17 protein-coding genes are annotated in these 19,183 nt (G+C 64.7%); 8 read left to right on the top strand and 9 right to left on the bottom strand.

Annotated features, from left to right (window positions below):
- Positions 1-278: 278 nt before the first annotated feature.
- Positions 279-749 carry a DUF3617 domain-containing protein gene (locus tag DIC66_RS22960; RefSeq protein WP_147321343.1) on the top strand — a complete coding sequence of 157 codons (471 nt, stop codon included), beginning with the start codon at positions 279-281 and terminating at the stop codon, positions 747-749.
- Positions 750-1,257: 508 nt separating this feature from the next.
- Here DIC66_RS22960 and DIC66_RS16820 read toward each other — a convergent pair.
- Complete coding sequence (locus DIC66_RS16820; RefSeq protein WP_117179246.1) at positions 1,258-1,845, bottom strand: bactofilin family protein; 588 nt, start codon at positions 1,843-1,845, stop codon at positions 1,258-1,260.
- A gap of 117 nt (positions 1,846-1,962) precedes the next feature.
- Complete coding sequence (locus tag DIC66_RS16815; RefSeq protein ID WP_117179260.1) at positions 1,963-2,916, bottom strand: LysR family transcriptional regulator; 954 nt, start codon at positions 2,914-2,916, stop codon at positions 1,963-1,965.
- 121 nt (positions 2,917-3,037) lie between these two features.
- Between DIC66_RS16815 and DIC66_RS16810 the strand changes: the two genes are divergently transcribed.
- The gene (locus tag DIC66_RS16810) at positions 3,038-4,561 is read left to right on the top strand and encodes a CoA-acylating methylmalonate-semialdehyde dehydrogenase (RefSeq protein WP_117179245.1); all 1,524 of its coding nucleotides are present in this window, start codon (positions 3,038-3,040) and stop codon (positions 4,559-4,561) included.
- 21 nt (positions 4,562-4,582) lie between these two features.
- Here the strand turns inward: DIC66_RS16810 and DIC66_RS16805 are convergent, their stop codons facing one another.
- Positions 4,583-5,473, bottom strand: coding sequence for a LysR family transcriptional regulator (locus tag DIC66_RS16805; RefSeq protein WP_117179244.1), 891 nt, complete (start codon positions 5,471-5,473; stop codon positions 4,583-4,585).
- A 137-nt stretch (positions 5,474-5,610) separates the two neighbouring features.
- Here DIC66_RS16805 and DIC66_RS16800 point away from each other — a divergent pair, with 137 nt between their 5' ends.
- From DIC66_RS16800 to DIC66_RS16790, 3 genes are read left to right on the top strand one after another with little or no spacing between them, the layout of a single operon-like run.
- Complete coding sequence (locus DIC66_RS16800; protein WP_117179259.1) at positions 5,611-6,240, top strand: NADPH-dependent F420 reductase; 630 nt, start codon at positions 5,611-5,613, stop codon at positions 6,238-6,240.
- Between the two features lie 51 nt (positions 6,241-6,291).
- Positions 6,292-6,846 (top strand): ester cyclase, encoded by a 555-nt coding sequence (locus DIC66_RS16795; RefSeq protein ID WP_117179243.1) that lies wholly within the window; start codon positions 6,292-6,294, stop codon positions 6,844-6,846.
- Between the two features lie 40 nt (positions 6,847-6,886).
- Complete coding sequence (locus tag DIC66_RS16790) at positions 6,887-7,960, top strand: LLM class flavin-dependent oxidoreductase (RefSeq protein WP_117179242.1); 1,074 nt, start codon at positions 6,887-6,889, stop codon at positions 7,958-7,960.
- Here the strand turns inward: DIC66_RS16790 and eutC are convergent.
- The gene (gene eutC, locus DIC66_RS16785; protein ID WP_117179241.1) at positions 7,923-8,735 is read right to left on the bottom strand and encodes an ethanolamine ammonia-lyase subunit EutC; all 813 of its coding nucleotides are present in this window, start codon (positions 8,733-8,735) and stop codon (positions 7,923-7,925) included. The genes DIC66_RS16790 and eutC overlap by 38 nt on opposite strands.
- Positions 8,732-10,135: an ethanolamine ammonia-lyase subunit EutB gene (locus tag DIC66_RS16780; RefSeq protein ID WP_117179258.1), complete on the bottom strand. Its 1,404-nt coding sequence runs from the start codon at positions 10,133-10,135 to the stop codon at positions 8,732-8,734. The genes eutC and DIC66_RS16780 overlap by 4 nt, the downstream gene beginning before the upstream one ends.
- Before the next feature lie 249 nt (positions 10,136-10,384).
- Here DIC66_RS16780 and DIC66_RS16775 point away from each other — a divergent pair, with 249 nt between their 5' ends.
- The 3 genes from DIC66_RS16775 to DIC66_RS16765 are packed head-to-tail and all read left to right on the top strand — an operon-like array spanning position 10,385 to position 14,950.
- On the top strand, positions 10,385-11,473 hold the full coding sequence (locus tag DIC66_RS16775; RefSeq protein ID WP_117179240.1) for an efflux RND transporter periplasmic adaptor subunit: 1,089 nt from the start codon (positions 10,385-10,387) through the stop codon (positions 11,471-11,473).
- 7 nt (positions 11,474-11,480) lie between these two features.
- Positions 11,481-14,741, top strand: a complete 3,261-nt coding sequence (locus DIC66_RS16770; RefSeq protein ID WP_117179257.1) for an efflux RND transporter permease subunit — start codon at positions 11,481-11,483, stop codon at positions 14,739-14,741.
- Positions 14,738-14,950 (top strand): YgaP family membrane protein, encoded by a 213-nt coding sequence (locus DIC66_RS16765; RefSeq protein WP_117179239.1) that lies wholly within the window; start codon positions 14,738-14,740, stop codon positions 14,948-14,950. Before DIC66_RS16770 ends, DIC66_RS16765 begins: the two co-directional genes overlap by 4 nt.
- Here DIC66_RS16765 and DIC66_RS16760 read toward each other — a convergent pair.
- From DIC66_RS16760 to DIC66_RS16745, 4 genes are read right to left on the bottom strand one after another with little or no spacing between them, the layout of a single operon-like run.
- Positions 14,947-15,588: a DUF2894 domain-containing protein gene (locus tag DIC66_RS16760; RefSeq protein ID WP_158558932.1), complete on the bottom strand. Its 642-nt coding sequence runs from the start codon at positions 15,586-15,588 to the stop codon at positions 14,947-14,949. The two genes, DIC66_RS16765 and DIC66_RS16760, sit on opposite strands and share 4 nt — an antisense overlap.
- The gene (locus DIC66_RS16755; RefSeq protein ID WP_117179237.1) at positions 15,566-16,225 is read right to left on the bottom strand and encodes an OmpA family protein; all 660 of its coding nucleotides are present in this window, start codon (positions 16,223-16,225) and stop codon (positions 15,566-15,568) included. The genes DIC66_RS16760 and DIC66_RS16755 overlap by 23 nt, the downstream gene beginning before the upstream one ends.
- Positions 16,225-18,306 carry a hypothetical protein gene (locus DIC66_RS16750; RefSeq protein WP_117179236.1) on the bottom strand — a complete coding sequence of 694 codons (2,082 nt, stop codon included), beginning with the start codon at positions 18,304-18,306 and terminating at the stop codon, positions 16,225-16,227. Before DIC66_RS16750 ends, DIC66_RS16755 begins: the two co-directional genes overlap by 1 nt.
- On the bottom strand, positions 18,303-19,061 hold the full coding sequence (locus tag DIC66_RS16745) for a DUF3348 domain-containing protein (RefSeq protein WP_117179235.1): 759 nt from the start codon (positions 19,059-19,061) through the stop codon (positions 18,303-18,305). The genes DIC66_RS16750 and DIC66_RS16745 overlap by 4 nt, the downstream gene beginning before the upstream one ends.
- Between the last annotated feature and the right edge of the window lie 122 nt (positions 19,062-19,183).

Genomic DNA, 19,183 nt, shown 5'->3' with positions numbered 1-19,183 from the left:
AGGCCATTGCAACGACATAGGACCTCTTGTGCGACATCGGCTGATGCACTAACGAAAATCCACTCGCTGTCTGGCAACGCAGCTTGCCGACATTGTCAAAAATAATGTTTCCACACAGCCTCGGCCAGGAGCAGTCACCCGATTCTCGGCTCGAAAGCGGGCACTGAATCCCCCATTTGAGGGATGGTTGGCCGGTGCACAGATGTTCATAATGCAATGAAAGTATCCGCTGTGGCGTCGTTATGCGCGGACGCCGCACTTTGTAGGGCAATGCACACATGACCACCAAAGAACAGTTCTTCGCAGTTTTACTGGCAGCAATCCTGAGCATGCCAACAATGCCGTTGGCGCAGCAAACACCACTTTCTGGCAAGTGGGAGAAGCGTTTCACCACGGTTATCTACGACTTTCGCGCCAAGGCCTATGCTCCGTTGGAACAACCCACGGAATTGAGCTGCCTAACGGCGGAATCCTTCAAGCAGATGCCGGACCTCTCACCAACAGCAAGCAAAGCGAGAAACGCAGAATTGGGTATGACGTGTGGGGTGTCTGAGGTTAAAGTGCAAAGAGATTCCCTATCCTGGCGAATGCAATGCGAACCGGGCTATGACTCTCATGTTTCTGTTGTGACAACTCAGACAGAAGTCCGCCTATCCATAACTTCTAAAGACAACAGCAATGGCCATCATCTAGGCCCTGATGGAACGAAGTCTGAGCTATTGCTGCGGCGTATCGGAGACTGTGATTAGACGCGCCCCTTATTCCCTGGACTGAGACTGGTGCCAAATCTCCATACGCCCGGCTGACCCCGCCGGCGTTCTACGAGCATCGAACACACGGGCAACTCGCAGCACGCGACGCTAGGTTCCGAAGGCGTGATTCTTGGGGATTACCCCATCCTTTTGATGTCACCCATGACACGTTTGGCCTGATTCGAGGAAGCATGCCTAGCCATGCAAAGCACCAAGATACCGCTCAATCTCTGCGTAGTAGTTTTGCAGATAGCTTGATCGCTGAGCGGCTGTTTTCGCAGCCAGCGACCGACCGCAATGGGGCGGGTCCTGCCCGTGGCGCAATAGCCTTGAACGGCTGGAACCAGCCTAAAAGTTGATGTTCTCCATCTTGATGCAAGGGCGATACCCTGACCCCCATCGTCCGCCTCCACAGAGCAGCCGCCACCCACGCCCCATCCACCGGTTGAAAGCTCGCCCCATCCAAAGGCTGCATGCCCCATGCAAACAAGCTTTCACCCAGCGACTACGCGGCGTTGATCAGCCCCATCTTTGCAACGGGCAATTCACGGGTCTTGCTGGCTGCGCCAAACTGAATGTCGCCCGTCATCTGGCCGCCCTCTTGAATCACCAGCTTGCCGTAGCGGATCTTGCCGATCACGCGTCCGGTGGCATAGATCACCAGCTTTTCGCGCACCGTCAAATCGCCGTTGAACTCACCGTGTATCTCGGCATAGTCGATTTCGGCCGAGCCCTTGAAGGCTCCGATCTCAGTGATATGCATGACGCGCGAATCCATCGTGGCCTCCACTGTGCCCTCTACCACCAGGGTGTCGCAGTCGGTAATTTCCACGCCCTTGAGCTTGATGTTGGGCCCCACGGTGAGCTTGCTGCCGCCTTCCTTGGTGGGCGCTGATGAGAACGATGCTGCAGCCACAGTGTCGACAACAGGCGCAACAACAGGCGCGGCCATGGGCACAGGTGCAGGGCTGGCAAGCGGTGCAGCCGCTGCGCCGGTGCTGGCGCCTGACATGCCAACGGGCTGGGCCTGGCTGGGGCGGGAAAGGACCGGGTCTGCGGGGCGTTTGCCAAAGAAGGGGGCTTGCATGGACATCTGTGTTCTTTCATTCAGTAGAGGGAATGGATACTAGCCCCGGCACCCTCTGCAAACCCGTTGCCAATTGCAACATCCCTGGTGCAAATGCCACCAAATGTTGGCACCACGCGTGCGTCACTGCGCCGGGGGTGTCTGGCCAAAGCCCCCTGCAAAGCTCTGGCGCAGGTGTGCCACCAGCATGGACACCGTGCGCGGCACATGCGGGGTGTAGGGGCGTATCACGTACAGATGTTCGGCAAACGCGCGCACGCTGCGCCATTTGGGCAGCACCAATACCAGCTTGCCGGACTGCAGATGCGACTGCGCCGTGAAGTCGGGCAAGAGGGCAATGCCCAGCCCGGCCAGGGCCGCATCGCGCAACGACTCGCTGTTGTTGGCGGCCAGCCTGCCCGACACCTGCACCGTTACCGGTGCCTCGCTGGCCTTGCCTGCGCGTGCCTGGAATGACCAGGCCGGGCTCTCGTTGACGCGGGGGTAGTGCAGGCAGTTGTGCAGCCGCAGGTCGGCGGGCTCCTTGAGCTGCGGCGCCTTGCGCAGATAGCCGGGTGTGGCCACCAGCAGCGTCTCGGTCTTGCACAGGGGCCAGGCCACATGGGTTTCGGGCGGCGAATCAGCATGGCGTATGGCCAGGTCAAAGCCCTCCTTGCCCAGCGAGCGCAAGCGGTCAGACATGTCGAGCTCAATGCGAATGTCCGGGAACTCCTTGAAGAACGCCGGCAACTGCGGCACCAGCTGCTGCCGGGCAAAGGCCACGGGTGCGGTGATGCGCACCAGCCCGCGCGGCGCCTCGGCCATGTCGCGCACCTGGTCAAAGCTCTGCGCGATGTGCTCGAAGGACCCTTGTGTTTCCTCCACCAGCCGCTGGCCGGCTTCGGTCAGGCGCACGCTGCGCGTGGTGCGCTGCACCAGGGCCACGCCGGCAATGCGTTCGAGCTCGGCAATGCGCTGGCTCATGGCGGCCTTGCTCACATTCAGGCGCTCGGCCGCCGCCGTGTAACTGCCCTGGCTGGCCAGGGTGGAGAGCCAGTAGATGTGGCTCCACAACGATTCAACCTTTTGTGCTTTCATGGCAGCATTGTTCACCATATTGAACAATGAATTCAAGCCCGCGCGCTTTTCATTTGCGGCATGGCCCCCTACACTGCAAGCCGACCCCAGCCACCCCCCCCACACTTTGAGGCCCTGATTCATGACCCCCTACACCGACTCCACCGAAGTAGCCCAGTACATCCAGGGTGCGCGCACCACCGGCAGCAGCACCCGTACCCAGGCCGTCTACAACCCCGCCACAGGCGCCGTGGCGCGCCAGGTGCGCCTGGGCAATCAGGCCGATGTGAATGCCGCCGTGGCCAGCGCTGCCGCCGCCTTCCCCAAGTGGGCCGACACGCCCCCTATCCGCCGCGCCCGCGTCATGTTCAAGTTCCTGGAACTGCTCAACGCCAAGAAGGACGAGTTCGCCCGCGTCATCACCGCCGAGCACGGCAAGGTGTTCACCGACGCGCAGGGTGAAGTGGCCCGCGGCATCGACATTGTGGAATTCGCCTGCGGCATCTCCCAGCTCCTCAAGGGTGACTTCACCGACCAAGTGAGCACCGGCATCGACAACTGGACCCTGCGCCAGCCCCTGGGTGTAGTGGCCGGCATCACGCCGTTCAACTTCCCCGTGATGGTGCCCATGTGGATGTTCCCGGTGGCTATTGCCGCAGGTAACACCTTTGTCCTCAAGCCCAGCCCCCTGGACCCCAGCGCCAGCCTGATGATTGCCGACCTGTTCAAAGAAGCCGGTCTGCCCGATGGCGTGTTCAACGTGGTGCAAGGCGACAAGGAAGCCGTGGACGCGCTGCTTGAGCACCCGGACGTGAAGGCCATCAGCTTTGTAGGCTCCACACCCATTGCCAACCGCATTTATGAAGTCGGTGCCCACCACGGCAAGCGCGTGCAGGCCCTGGGCGGCGCCAAGAACCACATGGTGGTCATGCCCGATGCCGACATCGACCAGGCCGTGGACGCGCTGATCGGCGCCGGTTACGGCTCGGCTGGCGAGCGTTGCATGGCCATCAGCGTGGCCGTGCTCGTGGGTGATGTGGCCGAGCGCCTGATTCCCAAGCTGCTGGAGCGCACCAAGACCCTCAAGGTGCTGGACGGCATGAACCTGGCCGCCGAGATGGGCCCCATCGTCACCCAGGCTGCGCATGACCGCATCACCGGCTACATCGCCCAGGGCGTGAGCGAAGGTGCCACCCTGCTGCACGACGGCCGCAACTTCAGCGGAGCTGCGGCAGGTGCGGGTTGCGACAAGGGCTTCTGGATGGGCGGCACGCTGTTTGACAACGTCACCGCCGACATGAAGATCTACAAGGAAGAGATCTTTGGCCCCGTGCTGTCCTGCGTGCACGTGAAAGACCTGGCCGAGGCCGTGGACCTGATCAACGCGCATGAGTTTGGCAACGGTGTCTCCTGCTTCACCCGCGACGGCAACGTGGCGCGTGAATTCAGCCGCCGCATCCAGGTCGGCATGGTCGGCATCAACGTGCCGATTCCCGTGCCCATGGCCTGGCACGGTTTTGGCGGCTGGAAAAAGAGCCTGTTTGGCGACATGCACGCCTACGGCGAAGAGGGCGTGCGCTTCTACACCAAGCAAAAGTCCATCATGCAGCGCTGGCCCGAGAGCATTGGCAAGGGTGCCGAGTTTGTGATGCCTACGGCCAAGTAAGACAGCTGCAGGTCTATCCCATCAGGGCGTGTTTTTGAGGGCCCGGGCCAGGAAATCAATCAAGGCCCGCACCTTGGGCGACACATACTGGCGCGTGGGGTAGACGGCAAAGATGTCGAAGGTGATGGCGCGGTAGTCGGGCATCAGCTCCACCAGCGCGCCGCTTTGCAGATCGGCATTCACCATGAAAGAGGGCTGCAGCACCACGCCTTTGTGCTTGCGGGCTGCGGCAATGCAGGTGTCGCCGCTGTTGGTGCGCAGCACCGGCTTGACGGTTACTACCACAGGCCCTTCGGGCCCTTCAAAACTCCATTGGTCGCCGCTGGCCAGCAGGCTGTAAGACAGCACCGCGTGAGCGGTCAGCTCGGACGGGTGTTTGGGCTTGCCGTGCCGGCGCAGGTAGCCGGGTGAGGCACACAGCACCAGCCGGGTGGACGCGAGCTTGCGGCTCACCAGGGTGGAGTTGGGCAGGCGCGCAATGCGCACCGCCAGGTCATAGCCTTCCTCCACCAGGTCCACAATGCGGTCGGCCAGGGTGATGTCCAGCTCCACCTCCGGGTACTTGGCCATGAAGTCGGGCCACAGCGGCGCCAGCTCCAGCAGACCAAAGGACACCGGCACATTCACCTTGATGAGCCCCTTCACCGCCACCGACTGCGCGGTGATCTCTTCCTCGGCCACTTCCACATCCGCCAGCACGGTCTTGCAGCGGCCATAGAACAGCCGCCCCTCTTCGGTGAGCGAGAGCTTGCGCGTGGTGCGCTGCAAAAGCCGCACGCCCAGGCGCTGCTCCAACTCGGCCACATGGCGCGACACGGCCGGCTTGGACATGGCAAGCGCATCGGCCGCCTGTACAAAACTGCCGCCGTCCACCACGGCTGCAAAGGTCTTCATTTCCAGGAATTTGTCCATTTGTTCTGAATATCGGAATAGTGAATGCTATTGAAGCATATTTATCTTGCAGGCTGCAACAAATACAGTTCACCCATGCCTTCCAACAACGCAGTGAAGGCACTGAAGTGATCTACCAAACCCTGAAAGGAAATCGTATGCAAGTTCTCGTTATCGGCACCGGCAACATGGGCTCCGCCTTCGTCAAACAACTCAGCGCAGCCGGCCACCAGGTCAGCATCACCGCACGTGACGCGGCAAAGGTTGACGCCTTGGCCGCCCAATACCCCGGTGTCAAAGCCGTGCCCACAGCCGCAGCTGCCGATGGCAAGGATGTAATTGTCCTGGCCACCGGCTACGCGGATGCCGTGTCGGCCCTGCAGTCGGTCGGTGACCTGCAAGGCAAAGTGGTGGTGGACATCACCAACCCCCTGACGCCCGACTACATGGGCCTGACCCTGGGCCACAGCAGCTCGGCTGCCGAAGAGATTGCCAAGGCGGTGCCCGGCGCGCTGGTGGTCAAGGCCTTCAACACCCTGTTTGCCCAGGTGCTGGCCCGAGGTGCCACCCTGGCCGATGGCAGCAAAGCCACCGTGTTCTTCGCCAGCGATTCCGAACGCGCCAAGCAAACCGTCAAGTCCCTGGCCGAGAGCCTGGGCTTTGCCACGGCAGACGCCGGTGGCCTGAAGAACGCCCGCTACCTGGAGCCGCTGGCCGGCCTGAATATTTACTTCGGCTACGGCGCAGGCCGCGGCACCGGCATCGCACCGGCCTGGGTGGGCGCATAAGCGCAGCACCTGCCACACAAAAACACTCGCAGCTTAAAAAAGGAAATCACCATGACACACGCTTTGTTCAAATCCCTCATCGCCGCCGCAGCCCTCTCCACCCTGGGCCTGGCTGCTGCCCAGACCCCGGCCGAGAACCCCGCCACGCCGGCCCCCAAGCACGAAAAGCAGGCGCCCAAAGTGGAGCGCAACCTGAAGGTTTTTGACAACCTGGACTTCGATGTCTTCAGCAACCAGAAATGGGACCGTCTGAAGGAAAGCCATGCCACCGATATCGTGGTGACCTGGCCCGACGGCCATGAGACCAAGGGCCTGGACCACCACACCGATGACCTCAAAGCCATGTTCGTGTTTGCCCCCGACATCACCATCAAGGAGCACCCCATCCGCTTTGGCTCGGGCTCCTGGACCTCGGTCACCGGCGTCATGACCGGCACCTTCACCAAGCCCATGCCCATTGGCGATGGCAAGAGCATTGCGCCCACCGGCAAGCGCTTTGCCATCGGCATGGCTACCATCGGCCATTGGAGCGGCAAGACCATGGACCACGAGTGGCTGTTCTGGGACAACCAGGACTTCATGAAGCAACTTGGCCTGGGCAACTAAGCCCGCAGCAACTACGCGCATCGAAAGGAACAGGACCCCCATGGAAATCGGCATCTACACCTTTGGGGACCTCCCCGCCGGTGCGCGCGGGCCGCAGGCCGCGCAGCAGCGCCTGCAGGAAATCGTGGCGGCTGCAAAGCTGGCCGATGAGGCCGGGCTGCACGTGTTTGGCGTGGGTGAGCACCACCGCTCGGACTACGCGGTATCGGCCCACACCGTGGTGCTGGGGGCGCTGGCCACGGCTACCCGCACCATCCGCCTGAGCAGTGCGGTGACCATCCTGAGCTCGGCCGACCCGGTGCGGGTGTTCGAGGACTTTGCCACGCTGGACCTGCTCTCGGGCGGACGCGCCGAGCTGATGGCCGGGCGCGGTGCCTTCACCGAGTCCTTCCCGCTGTTTGGCTATGCCTTGCAGGACTACGAGGCGCTCTACAACGAAAAGCTGGAGCTGCTGCTCAAGCTGCGTGACACGGAGCGCATCACTTGGGAAGGCGCATTCCGCCCCGCGCTGAACGCGCAGGAAGTGTCGCCGCGTCCGTCCCGCAAACTGCCCATCTGGATTGGTGCCGGTGGCACACCGCAAAGCGCGGTGCGTGCGGGGCAAGCCGGCCTGCCGCTGAACCTGGCCAACATCGGCGGCGAGCCCGCGCGCTTCAAGCCCTTTATTGACCTGTACCGCAAGACCGGTCTGGCCGCCGGTCATGCGCCAGCGGATTTAAAGGTGGCCATTTCCGGCCACCTGCATGTGCAAAGGGATTCACAGGTGGCGCGTGACACATTCTTCCCGCACTACACCCACTACATGCGCCACAACCTGCCGCAGCGTGACCGCGGTTGGGAGATTTCCAGCAGCGACTACGCGCAACTGGCCAGCCCGCACGGCTCGCTGTTTGTGGGCAGCCCGCAGGAGATTGCCGACAAGATCCTCTACGAGCACGAACTCTTTGGCCACCAGCGCTTTCTGGCGCAAATCGACATTGGCGGCTTGCCCTTTGCCAAGGTGGCGCAGGCCATTGAACTGCTGGCCAGCGAGGTGTTGCCGACGGTGCGGCGGGCCCTGAAAAAGCAGGAGCCCGTCAGCCCAGCCGCTCCACACCCTCGCTCTCGTCCTTGAGTGCGATGCCGCTCTGCCCCAGGCTGAGCGACTGCGCAATCAGCCAGGCCAGCTTGTGCGCGGCCACCGCGTACGACAGGCCTTCGGGCCGCACGTTGGAGATGCAGTTGCGCTCGGCATCATGGCGCCCGCGCCGGGGTGCGTGGGTGAGGTAAATGCCAAGGCTGTCGGGTGAGCTCAGGCCCGGGCGCTCGCCGATGAGGATGACGCACAGGCGTGCCCGCAGGGCCTCGCCCACATCGTCGGCCACGGCCACGCGGGCTTGCTGCACCAGTACCACCGGCGCCACGAGCGTGCCGGGTGCGAGCTGCGGCAGCAGGGCGGCAATCAGGGGCACGGCATGGCGCTGCACGGCCAAGGAAGAGAGTCCGTCACCCACCACGATGCACAGCTCGGGCGCGCGCTCTTGCTCGGCGGCCAGGGTGCGCAGGTGCTCCATATCGGCAGGGTCGAGCTGGCGCCCCAGGTCCGGGCGGCGCAGGTAGGTGGTGCGGTCGGTAGCGCAGCTGTGCGCGCTCACCACGGCGTGGCCTGCGGCGTGCAACTGGGCGCGCAGGCTGGTCACATCCAGGGGCGTGTGGATGGCGTCGCGCGCCATGGCGTGCGCCACGCCAAAGCGGAGCGCCTCATCGGTGGGGATGGAGACACCGGCGCGGCCCAGCGCAATGCGCGCAGCGGTGGCGCTGCGCCAGCCACTCCAGGGCATGGGGGTGACGGAAGGGCTCTCGGCCAGTACCGGCAAGGTCAACGCAGGTGCAGTGGGGGCCTGGCTCATGCGGCCTCCGCCGTGTCGTTCATGTGCTGCAGGCCGCTGATGAGCAGCTGTGCGTCTGCCCCATCCAACAGCGCTTCGCCGATGTCGGTAATGCGCTGGCGCTGCAGCCAGGCTTCAAACTCGGGCGCGCGCTTGAGGCCGGTGATCTCGCGCAGGAACAGCGCGTCGTGGAACGAGGTGCTCTGGTAGTTGAGCATGATGTCGTCGGCCCCGGGCACGCCGATCAAAAAGTTCAGCCCGGCATTGGCCAGCAGCACGCTCAGGGTGTCCATATCGTCCTGGTCTGCCTCGGCGTGGTTGGTGTAGCAGATGTCGCAGCCCATGGGCAGGCCCAGCAGCTTGCCGCAGAAGTGGTCTTCCAGGCCGGCGCGGATGATCTGCTTGCCGTCATACAAATACTCCGGGCCGATGAAGCCCACCACCGTGTTCACCAGCAGCGGCTCGTAGCAGCGCGCCAGGCCATAGGCGCGCGCCTCGCAGGTCTGCTGGTCCACACCGCCGTGGCCGTTGGCCGACAGTGCACTGCCCTGGCCGGTTTCGAAATACATCACGTTGTTTCCCAGCGTGCCGCGCTTCAGGGCGCGGGCGGCCTCACAGGCCTCACCCAGCAATTCGGGGGTGACGCCAAACGAGCGGTTGGTGATCTCGGTGCCGCCTATGGACTGGAACACCAGGTCCACCGGCACGCCAGCTTCCATCAACTGCAGGGTGTTGGTCACATGCGTGAGCACGCAGGCCTGGGTGGGAATCTCGAAGCGCTGGATCAGCTCGTCAAACAGATGGCACAGGCGGGCCAGCGTGGCCTGGCTGTCCGACACCGGGTTGATGCCAATCACCGCATCGCCCGCGCCCATCATCAGGCCGTCCAGCACCGAGGCGGCCACGCCGCGCACATCGTCGGTGGGGTGGTTGGGTTGCAGGCGCACGGCCAGGTGACCGGGCAGGCCCAGCGTATTGCGAAAGCGCGTGACCACCTGGCACTTGCGCGCCACCAGAATCAGGTCCTGGTTGCGCATGAGCTTGCTCACGGCGGCCACCATCTCGGGTGTCAGGCCCGGTGCCAGCGCGGCCAGCACCGCCGGTGTGGCGGCACGGCTGAGCAGCCAGTTGCGAAAGTCGCCCACCGTCAGGTGCGCCACCGGGGCAAAGGCAGCGGCGTTGTGCCGGTCCAGGATCAGGCGGGTGACGTTGTCGCTCTCGTAGGGGATCAGGGCTTCATTGAGAAACACTTTCAGCGGCAGGTCGGCCAGCACCATGCGGGCGGCCATGCGCTGCTGCGCGGTCTGTGCGCCAACGCCGGCCAGGTAGTCGCCCGAGCGGGCCGGGCTGGCATGGGCCATGACCTGGCGCAAGTCTTCGAAGTGAAAGCCCTGGCCGCCCAGGGTGGTGTGGTAGCGCATCGTATGTTTCAGTGTGTCTGTGGGTGGGCCTTGCGGCGGCATGCCAAGGCAAGCAAGACCCAGGCCACACCCAGTATCGCAGGCGGTTGCCGCTTGGTTTTCACATACCCATACCTGTATCTATGTGTGTGAATAAGCGCACGCCATCAAGAAGGAAAAAGTGGATTTCCTGAACGTCTTGCATACCCATACCAGTATAAGTTACACTGCGCAAAGACAAGCCAGGCAACGAACTTCAGGCGGGTACCCATGAAACAGACGAACATTTCCATTGCGGCGGTTGCACTCGGCCTGCTGGCTGCCGTGGCCACGGCCTGGCCTGCGCTGGCACAGGCCGGCGGCGTGCCCACCGTGGCCGTGCAAAGCAGTGCCACGGCAGGCAGCTATGTGCTCGATGGCGTGGTGCAGGCTGCCCGGCAAAGCACGGTGGCGGCGCAGGCCAGCGGGCGCATCGCCAGCTTCAACGCCAAGGCCGGGGACAAGGTCCGCGCAGGCCAGCTGCTGGCCACCATCGATGACCGCGAGGCCCAGGTGGGCGTGCAGCGCTCGCAAGCCCAGATCAACCAGGCCGATGCCGAGCTGCGCAATGCGCAGGCCCAGATGGAGCGCACCCGCAATCTGCAAGCCCAGGGCTTTGTCAGCAAAGCTGCGTTCGACACCGCCAACACCCAATACCAGGCCGCCCAGGCGCAGCGCGAGCAGGCCACGGCCAGTGCGCGCCAGTCCGGCATTGCGCAGGGCTTCACCCGTGTGAGCGCGCCCATAGACGGTTGGGTGCTGCAGACCTTTGCCCAGGCCGGTGACCTGGCCGTGCCCGGCACGCCGCTGTTGGTGGTGTACGCGCCCCAGCCCCTGCGCGCCGTGGTGCAGGTGCCAGCGTCGCGCAGCCTGGCCGTGCGCCAGGCCAAGCAGACCACCGTGTGGGTGGACAACAGTGCCGGTGCCGCCCAGGCCATAACGCCGCTGAACCGCCTGGAGGTGCCCGCCAGTGACCCGGTGTCGCAAACCACCGAGTGGCGCCTGGACCTGCCAGCCCAGGCCGCCGCTGCGCTGGTGCCCGGCCAGCAGGTGCGCGTGGGCTTTGTGAGCGCGGATGCAGCCACTGCCAATGCCGCAGCAACCCGCCTGCTGGTTCCCGCCTCGGCCATTGCCCGCCGCGGCGAGCTCACGGCCGTGTACGTGCAGGACAAGCAGCGCTTTGCCTTGCGTGCGGTGCGCCTGGGTGCGGACCGGGGCAGCCAGGGCGTGGAAGTGCTTGCTGGCCTGCAGGCCGGTGAACGCGTGGCCACCGATACCGTGGCCGCCGCCCAGCCCGATGCGGCTCCTGCAGCCCAGTGAGCCGTTCATGACACCCACCCAACGCCTCGGTATTTCCGGCCGCATTGCTGCTGCTTTCCAGAGCAACCCGCTCACCCCCTTGCTGGCCCTGGTGGCCCTGCTGTTGGGCCTGTTTGCGGTGCTGGTCACGCCGCGTGAGGAAGAGCCGCAGATCAACGTGACCATGGCCAATGTGCTGATCCCCTTCCCCGGGGCCAGCAGTGCCGATGTGCAGAACATGGTGGCCAAGCCGGCCGAGCAGGTGCTGGGCCAGATGGCCGGCATTGAGCACACCTATTCGGTGGCGCGGCCCGGCATGGCCATTCTGACGGTGCAGTTCAAGGTGGGTGTGGCGCATTCGGAAGCGCTGGTGCGCCTGTATGACGTGCTCAATGCCAACCAGGACTGGCTGCCGCGCGATCTGGGCACGCTCACCCCCATCGTCAAACCCAAGGGCATTGACGATGTGCCCGTGGTGGCCGTCACCCTGTGGGCCAAAGACACCAGCTCTGCCCTGGACCTGGAAACCGTGGCCCACGCGCTGGAAGCGGACGTCAAGGCCGTGCCCGGCGTGCGCGAGGTCAAGACCCTGGGCGGCCCGGGCCGCGCGGTGTTGATCGAGGTGGACCCGGCACGCCTGCGCGCGCGCGGCATCGATATTCTGGGTCTGCAAAAAATGGTGGCGGCGGCCAACTACGGCATGCCCGCGGGCGCGGTGCTCAACCCGGCTGCGAATGCCAACCTGCTGAGCGTGCAGGCCGGTGAGTTCCTGCGCAATGCCGACGACGTGGCCGACATGGTGGTGGGTGTGGGCAATGGCAAGCCGGTGTTCCTGCGCGACGTGGCCGTGGTGAGCGCAGGTGCGCAGCAACCCAGGAGCTATGTGTGGTTCACGCCGGGTGCCGCCACTGAGAAAGAAGCCGGTGCGGACGCTGCCGCCCAGACCGGCCAGTCCTACCCGGCAGTCACCCTTCAGGTCACCAAGAAGCCCGGAGAAAACGCCGTGGATGTGTCTACCGCCGTGCGCGCCAGGATAGCCGCGCTGCGCAACACCGTCATCCCCGCCAATGTGCAGGCCACCGTCACGCGCGACTATGGCCAAACGGCAGCCGAGAAGGCCAACAAGCTGATCCAGAAGCTGGCCTTTGCCACCGGCTCGGTGATTCTGCTGGTGGGCTTGGCGCTGGGTCGGCGCGAAGCCATCATCGTGGGTGCGGCCGTCATCCTGACGCTCACGGCCACGCTGTTTGCCTCCTGGGCCTGGGGCTTCACGCTCAACCGCGTGTCGCTGTTTGCGCTGATCTTTTCCATCGGCATTCTGGTGGACGATGCGATTGTGGTGGTCGAGAACATCCACCGCCACCAGCAACTCCATCCCGGCGCACATCTCAAGGACCTGATCCCGGCTGCCGTGGACGAGGTGGGTGGCCCCACGATTCTGGCCACCCTGACTGTCATTGCGGCCCTGCTGCCCATGGCCTTTGTGTCGGGCCTGATGGGGCCGTACATGAGCCCCATCCCCATCAACTCCAGCCTGGGCATGGCGATCTCGCTGGCCATTGCCTTCACCGTCACGCCGTGGCTGGCGCTGAAGCTGATGCGCGAGCACAGCAACCACGCAGCGCACGGCAAAGAACAAGAACAGGGTGAGGCCAAGGCCTCCAAAGTGCAGCGCCTCTTCAACGCCATCCTGTCTCCCTTGCTGAACAGCGCGCGCAAACGCTGGCTGCTGCTGGCCGGCATTGTGGGTGCGCTGCTGCTCTCGGTAGGCCTGGCTGTGGTGCAACTGGTGGTGCTCAAGATGCTGCCCTTTGACAACAAGAGCGAGTTCCAGGTGGTGGTGGACATGCCCGCGGGCACACCGCTGGAAGACACGGCCGCCACGCTGCAGGCGCTGGGTGCCTTTTTGTCGGCACAGCCGGAAGTGGTCAACCTGCAGGCCTATGCGGGTACGGCCTCGCCCATCACCTTCAACGGTCTGGTGCGCCAGTACTACCTGCGCGCCGACGCCGAGCAGGGCGACCTGCAGGTGAACCTGGTGGACAAGCACCACCGCAGCGAAAAAAGCCATGCCATCGCGCAGCGCCTGCGCCCGGCGCTGGAGCACATCGGCCAGGCCCAACACGCGCGCATCAAGCTGGTGGAAGTGCCCCCCGGCCCGCCGGTGATGTCGCCGCTGGTGGCCGAAATCTATGGGCCCGACGAGGCCGGTCGCCAGCAGCTGGCGCAACAGGTGCAGAAGTCCTTTGCCGCCACATCCGACATCGTGGCCATAGACACCAGCCTGCGCGAAGACGCGCCGCGTGCCTTCCTGCGCGTGCGCCGCCAGCGTGCGGACAGCCTGGGCATACCGGTGGCCGCCATCGCGCAAACCGTGGCCTCGGCACTCTCGGGGGCGGATGCGGCCTATCTGCACGATGGCCAGTCCAAATACCCGGTGCCGGTGCGCATTCAGTTGCCGCTGCAAAGCCAGGTGGGGCTGGATGCGATTCTGGCGCTGCCCCTGCGAAGTTCCAACGGCCAACTGGTGCCCTTGTCAGAGCTGGTGCAAGTGGAGATGGGTGTGATCGACAAGCCGCTCTACACCAAGGACATGCTGGGCGTGAGCTATGTGTTCGGTGACATGGCGGGCAAGCTCGACTCGCCCCTGTACGGCCTGTTTGCCATCCGTTCCACCATCGACAAACAGCTGAAGGCGGCGCCGGGTGAGTACTGGATCCACCAGCCCACCGACACCTACCGCCAGTACGCGCTGAAGTGGGACGGCGAGTCGCAAATCACCTATGACACCTTCCGCGACATGGGTGCCGCCTATGGCGTGGGCCTGATCCTGATCTACCTGCTGGTGGTGGCGCAGTTCAAGAGCTATCTCACGCCGCTGGTCATCATGGCGCCCATTCCGCTCACCCTCATTGGCGTGATGCCGGGGCACGCATTGCTGGGTTCGCAGTTCACCGCCACCAGCATGATCGGCATGATTGCGCTGGCCGGCATCATCGTGCGCAACTCCATTTTGCTGGTGGACTTCATCGAGCTGCAGGTGGCACAGGGTATGGCGTTCAAGACGGCCGTGCTGCAGTCAGCCGTGGTGCGCGCGCAGCCCATTGTGCTCACCGGCCTGGCCGCCATGATTGGCGCCTTCTTCATCCTGGATGACCCGATCTTCAACGGCCTGGCCATCTCGCTCATCTTTGGCATTCTGGTGTCCACCCTGCTCACGCTGGTGGTGATACCGGTGCTGTATTTCGCGCTGTACCAAGGGCGCATCGTCAACCGGAGAACTTCATGACCGTAGACCGCTATATCCACCTCTTTGCCGGAAGTTTTATTTTGCTGTCGCTGGCCTTTGGCGTGGACGCCAGCCCCCTGTTCATGTCGCACTACTGGCTGTTCTTCACGGCCTTTGTGGGCGCCAACCTGTTCCAGTTCGGCATCACCAATGTCTGCCCCATGGGCTGGATGTTGAAGAAGCTGGGCGTGCCCGAGAAAAAAGCCTAGCGGGCCTTGCGCTTGCCCGGCCCTGCGTTGCCCGATCGCGCGCTGGCAGGCTTGCCACTGGCAGGCCTTTCAGCTGGGCCGCGCTCCAGACACAGCAAGGTATCGGCATAGGCCATGAAGCGGTTCAGGTAGTCGGGCGATATGTCGCGCATCAGGGCCAGCGAGCGCAGCACCAGCATGTGCGAGTTGATGGGCCCGGCATTCTTGGGCGCCAGGTCCAGCGCGCGGGCCACCTGCTGGTCGGCACTGAGCTTGGACCAGGTGTTGCGGAAGTAGCGCACGGACTTGAGCTCGCTGCCCGCCTCGGCCTCGTGGGGGCGTGCTTCCAACGGTGCTTCGCTGATTGGCAACGGCGTGTGGGTCAGCCGCTGCACCAGCTCGGCCAGGAGGCTGCCGGAACCTGCTTCCGCCGCAACCACTGCTTCGTCTTCACGCGAAGGCACAAGCCGCGCCTGCAGCTCGGCCAGGGCCTGTGCCAGCCGGGCATCCAGCAGGCGCCGCACCGTGCCCTGATGGCCCTCGGCGCGGCGGGCCAGTGCTTCCACAAAATGCAGGCGCACCGGCTCCAACTGCTGGGCGCCGGCCTGGCGCAATGCAGCCAGTTGCTGCTGGGTATCAGGGAGCGTCAGGCTTGGCATTGCTGGTCTTGCTGGCATTGCTTGCCCGGGGCACAGGCGCCATCTCTACACGCCGGTTCTGCGCGCGCGCGGCCTCGTTCACATTCGGTGTGACCGGCTGCTCGGAACCAAAGGCTGCGGCAAACACCAGCGATGAGGGCATGCCTTCCTCGATCAGCGCGCGTGTGACGGTGAGTGCGCGCTGGGCCGAGAGCTCCCAGTTGTCGGCGAACTGGCTGTTGCGGCTGCGGATGGAATGGTCGTCGGTAAAGCCGCTGACCATCAGCATCTGCTCACGCGCGCCCAGGTAGGTCTTGAGTGGCGGCACCAGGCTGTTGAGCAGCTTGCGGCCCTCGGGTGCGAGCTGGTCGGAGTTGAGCGAAAACAGCAGCCGCCCGCTGATGCCAATGCGCCCGTTGTTGAGCGTGATGCGCCCACTGGCCAGCGGTATGGCCAGGGCCTGCTCCAGGCTGATGCGGCGCTGCTCCTCTATCTGGCGTTTTTTCACCTCGTCTTCCAGGCTGCTGGTGAGTTGCAGCTGCACCACCATCACGCCCACCAGCAGCAGCACAAAGGCGCCCAGCAGGCCCGACATCAGGTCGCCAAACACCGCCCACACCGGCGCGGTCTGCTCCAGGCCTGCATCGTGCTCGTCCATCACGCGGCCTCTTCGTTCAGGGCGGCCTGCTGGCTGGCCAGCTGGCGCAATTCTTGGACGATGTCCTTCTGCGACATGATGCTCAGGTCAATCACCTCGCGCGCCTGGGCCACGTAGTAGGCCAGCTGCTCGTCGCTGCGCGCCATTGATTTGTCCAGCGCACCTTCAATGCGCTGCAGCCCGGCTATCAGCTTGGCATTGGCCTCGCCAAACGAGCCCACCGCCAGGCCAAAGGCCTCGCCCAGGCTGGAGACTTCCACCGCGCCGCTGGTCACCTGGGCCGCAATGTCCGAGAGCTTGGCGGCTTCCGTTTCCACCTGCTGGCCAAAGGCGCTGCCCGCTTGCGACAGGGCCGCCGCAGAGGAGGCCACCAGCGTATCGATCACCGCGCGCTGCTCGTGTGCGGCATGGTTCATGGACGCCATCAGGGTGTTGAGGGTCTCCAGAATGCGGCCGCGTTCTTCCAGCAGTTCGTTGTCGCGGGCCACGCTGTGGTTGACCTCCTGGCGCAGCTTGCCAATCACTTCGGCAGCGGCGCGCGGGGCCTCGGACGCGGTTTCTATCAGCCGCGCAATCGGCGCCTCCAGGGCCATGCCCAGGGTGCTCAGGTGGCCGGTCAGTGCGGTCTGCAGTTCGCCCAGGCGCTCCACGGCGGCCAGGCCGCGTTGGGCTTCCTGCTCGCGCAGGGCGCCCAGTTCGCGCTGCAGCAAGGTGGCCATCTGGTCCATGCGCTCGCCTTGCGCCTGGGACCACTCTGCTTCCGATTGGATGCGGGTGCGCACCAGTTCCTCGGAGCTGCCCAGCAGGCCGCTGATGGCCGCCAACGTCTGGGTGGCGTGGGTCTGGCTGTGTTCGCCGAGCTGCTGCACGGTCTGCTGCAGGGTGGTGCCCACCTGCGCTGCGGTCTGTTCCAGGGTGGCGCAGATCTGCTGCTGGCGCGCCAGGGTCTGCTCGCCGCTGTGCTGCCAGCTCTGTTGCAGATTGTCTGCCATGCCCTGCAGCGAAGTGGTCCATGCGGCCAGGCGTTGTTGGTCCGCTTGGGCCTGTTCGGCCTGCGCTTGGGTCAGGTTGTGCTGCAGAGTCTCGGCGGCTGTGCTGCTATTGGCGGCCAGGCGTGCGGACAGGGCTTCGAGCTGCTGCTGCGTGCTGTCCACCAGACCCGTCTGCAGGTTTCTGCTCTCCAGCGCCATGCCGGCCATCGCGGCTTCCACCACCGGCTTGATGCTCTCGCCCACGGCCTGCGCGCTCTGCGCCATGCTCTGGCGCAGCGACTGGTCCACTGCGCTGGCCAGCCCGGTGTAGGCAGCCTGAGTCTCGCTGTGAAAACGCTCCTGGTTGCCCAGCAGGCGCTCGTTGAGCTGCTGCTGCATGCTGCCCATCTGCTCCATCAGGGCCTGCAGCTTGTCCACCACCAGGGGCAGCGACTGCGATTGCAATTGCAGCGCCTGGTAGGCTTCCTGGCGCTGGTGGGTAAGAGAAAAGCCGCGTAGCTGTGTGGCAATTTTCTGGTCCAGCAACTGGGCGGCCTGCAGGCGCTCGCGCCGGCTCAGCGCCGACAGCAGGCCCAGCACCGCCGACGAGGCCACGCCCGCCACCGAAGTGCCAAAGGCCAGGCCCAGGCCCTTGATGGGCGTGGCAAAGGCGGCGCGTATGGCGGCCAGATCGGCCGTGCCTTCCAGCGCAAACACCGCGCCGTTGAGCGTGACCATCATGCCCAGAAACGTGCCCAGCATGCCCAGCATCACCAACAGGCCCACCAGATAGGGCGTGAGCGCCGGGCCGGGCAGGCTGATGCGCTCGCCCTCGATGCGCAGGCGCACCGGCGTCTGCAGCGAGGCATGCACCGCACCCAGCCAGCCACCCAGCTCGGCCAGCCCATCGGGGATGTGGGCCAGCGCCTGGCTCAGGCTCTGGGTGGCCTGGCGGAAGCGGTAGAGCTCGCGCGCGCCAAAACAGTACACCGCGGCAATCACCAGGGTGACCACCAGGGCCAGAGTGTGACCGGCCACAAAGCCTGCGCCTACCCACAAGAGCGCGGCTGCGCCCAGCAAAAAGAGTCCGGTAAAAAGGTGTTTGTTCATGGTGTGTTGTTGGTCTTGTGGTGCAGGGCTTCCAGAAGCCCCAGCGTGGGCTGCAGGCGAACATCGAGTTCGGCCAGCAGCACGGTTTGCATTTCCTGGCGAAAGCGCGCCAGCCAGCCACCGGCTTGCAGCCAGCGCTCGCTGGCGTCGGGCTCAGCGGTGTCGCCCGCTGTGGTCTCGGCCAGTGGAAGTTGTTGTTGGTGTGCCTTGTGCAAATGCGCAAAGCGCCTTTGCAGCAGCATGGGCAGGGTGGAGAGCAGGCGGCTTTCGCGCGCGCACAGAATGCCGTCCAGCGCCGCGTCCAGCGTGGCCAGTTGCTTGAGTTCCGGCGTGGCGCGCAGCAGCACCTCGCGCACGCGGGCTCGCAGGGGGCCCACGCTGTCTTCCATGTCGTGCTGGTGCGCCAGGTAGTAGCGGCGGTAGGGCTCGAAGGCGCCGCTCACGTCATCGGGCAGGGGGCTGGTGCCGATGCCGCGCTCGAGCTTGCTGCGCAGCTTGGCAAAGGCATCAGCCACGGTCTGGTAGGCAGAGGCGGGAAGGGGGCTTGCAGCCTTGGCAAGCGATGCCGCGCCCGCGCCTGCAGGCCCGGGGCTGTGCACCGCGCACAGGGCAATGGCATCGGTGTAGTCCACCCACAGGCTCAGCTTTTCGGCAAACGCAGAGCCGGGCGCAGCCGCGTCCACCGAACCCATGTCGGTGAGCAGGCGGACCAGCCGGGAGCTGTGAAAAGCGTTGCGCTTCAGGGCTTGCGCCATAGCAGGAGAAGTATCAAAAGGTAGGCCGCCAGCGCCGGGGCTGGCATGGAATAACAGTGGGTTCGGGGGTGGTTGGGCCGATGCCGGACTGATCAGAGTCCTGCGCCCTGTTGGTGAACGGG

Source organism: Rhodoferax lacus (genome assembly GCF_003415675.1).
Classification (GTDB): domain Bacteria; phylum Pseudomonadota; class Gammaproteobacteria; order Burkholderiales; family Burkholderiaceae_C; genus Allorhodoferax; species Allorhodoferax lacus.
Note: the sequence above shows the minus strand (reverse complement) of the source record. Positions and strands in the feature narration are given on the sequence as shown.

Coding starts and splice junctions, on each gene's coding strand:
- DIC66_RS16790 (WP_117179242.1), top strand. CDS start 6,887: ATGGAAATCGGCATCTACACCTTTGGGGACCTCCCCGCCGGTGCGCGC.
- DIC66_RS16805 (WP_117179244.1), bottom strand. CDS start 5,473: ATGGACAAATTCCTGGAAATGAAGACCTTTGCAGCCGTGGTGGACGGC.
- DIC66_RS16755 (WP_117179237.1), bottom strand. CDS start 16,225: ATGGACGAGCACGATGCAGGCCTGGAGCAGACCGCGCCGGTGTGGGCG.
- DIC66_RS16820 (WP_117179246.1), bottom strand. CDS start 1,845: ATGTCCATGCAAGCCCCCTTCTTTGGCAAACGCCCCGCAGACCCGGTC.
- DIC66_RS16780 (WP_117179258.1), bottom strand. CDS start 10,135: ATGCGCTACCACACCACCCTGGGCGGCCAGGGCTTTCACTTCGAAGAC.
- DIC66_RS16750 (WP_117179236.1), bottom strand. CDS start 18,306: ATGAACAAACACCTTTTTACCGGACTCTTTTTGCTGGGCGCAGCCGCG.
- DIC66_RS16775 (WP_117179240.1), top strand. CDS start 10,385: ATGAAACAGACGAACATTTCCATTGCGGCGGTTGCACTCGGCCTGCTG.
- DIC66_RS16760 (WP_158558932.1), bottom strand. CDS start 15,588: ATGCCAAGCCTGACGCTCCCTGATACCCAGCAGCAACTGGCTGCATTG.
- DIC66_RS16770 (WP_117179257.1), top strand. CDS start 11,481: ATGACACCCACCCAACGCCTCGGTATTTCCGGCCGCATTGCTGCTGCT.
- DIC66_RS22960 (WP_147321343.1), top strand. CDS start 279: ATGACCACCAAAGAACAGTTCTTCGCAGTTTTACTGGCAGCAATCCTG.
- DIC66_RS16815 (WP_117179260.1), bottom strand. CDS start 2,916: ATGAAAGCACAAAAGGTTGAATCGTTGTGGAGCCACATCTACTGGCTC.
- DIC66_RS16810 (WP_117179245.1), top strand. CDS start 3,038: ATGACCCCCTACACCGACTCCACCGAAGTAGCCCAGTACATCCAGGGT.
- DIC66_RS16745 (WP_117179235.1), bottom strand. CDS start 19,061: ATGGCGCAAGCCCTGAAGCGCAACGCTTTTCACAGCTCCCGGCTGGTC.
- DIC66_RS16795 (WP_117179243.1), top strand. CDS start 6,292: ATGACACACGCTTTGTTCAAATCCCTCATCGCCGCCGCAGCCCTCTCC.
- DIC66_RS16800 (WP_117179259.1), top strand. CDS start 5,611: ATGCAAGTTCTCGTTATCGGCACCGGCAACATGGGCTCCGCCTTCGTC.
- DIC66_RS16765 (WP_117179239.1), top strand. CDS start 14,738: ATGACCGTAGACCGCTATATCCACCTCTTTGCCGGAAGTTTTATTTTG.
- eutC (WP_117179241.1), bottom strand. CDS start 8,735: ATGAGCCAGGCCCCCACTGCACCTGCGTTGACCTTGCCGGTACTGGCC.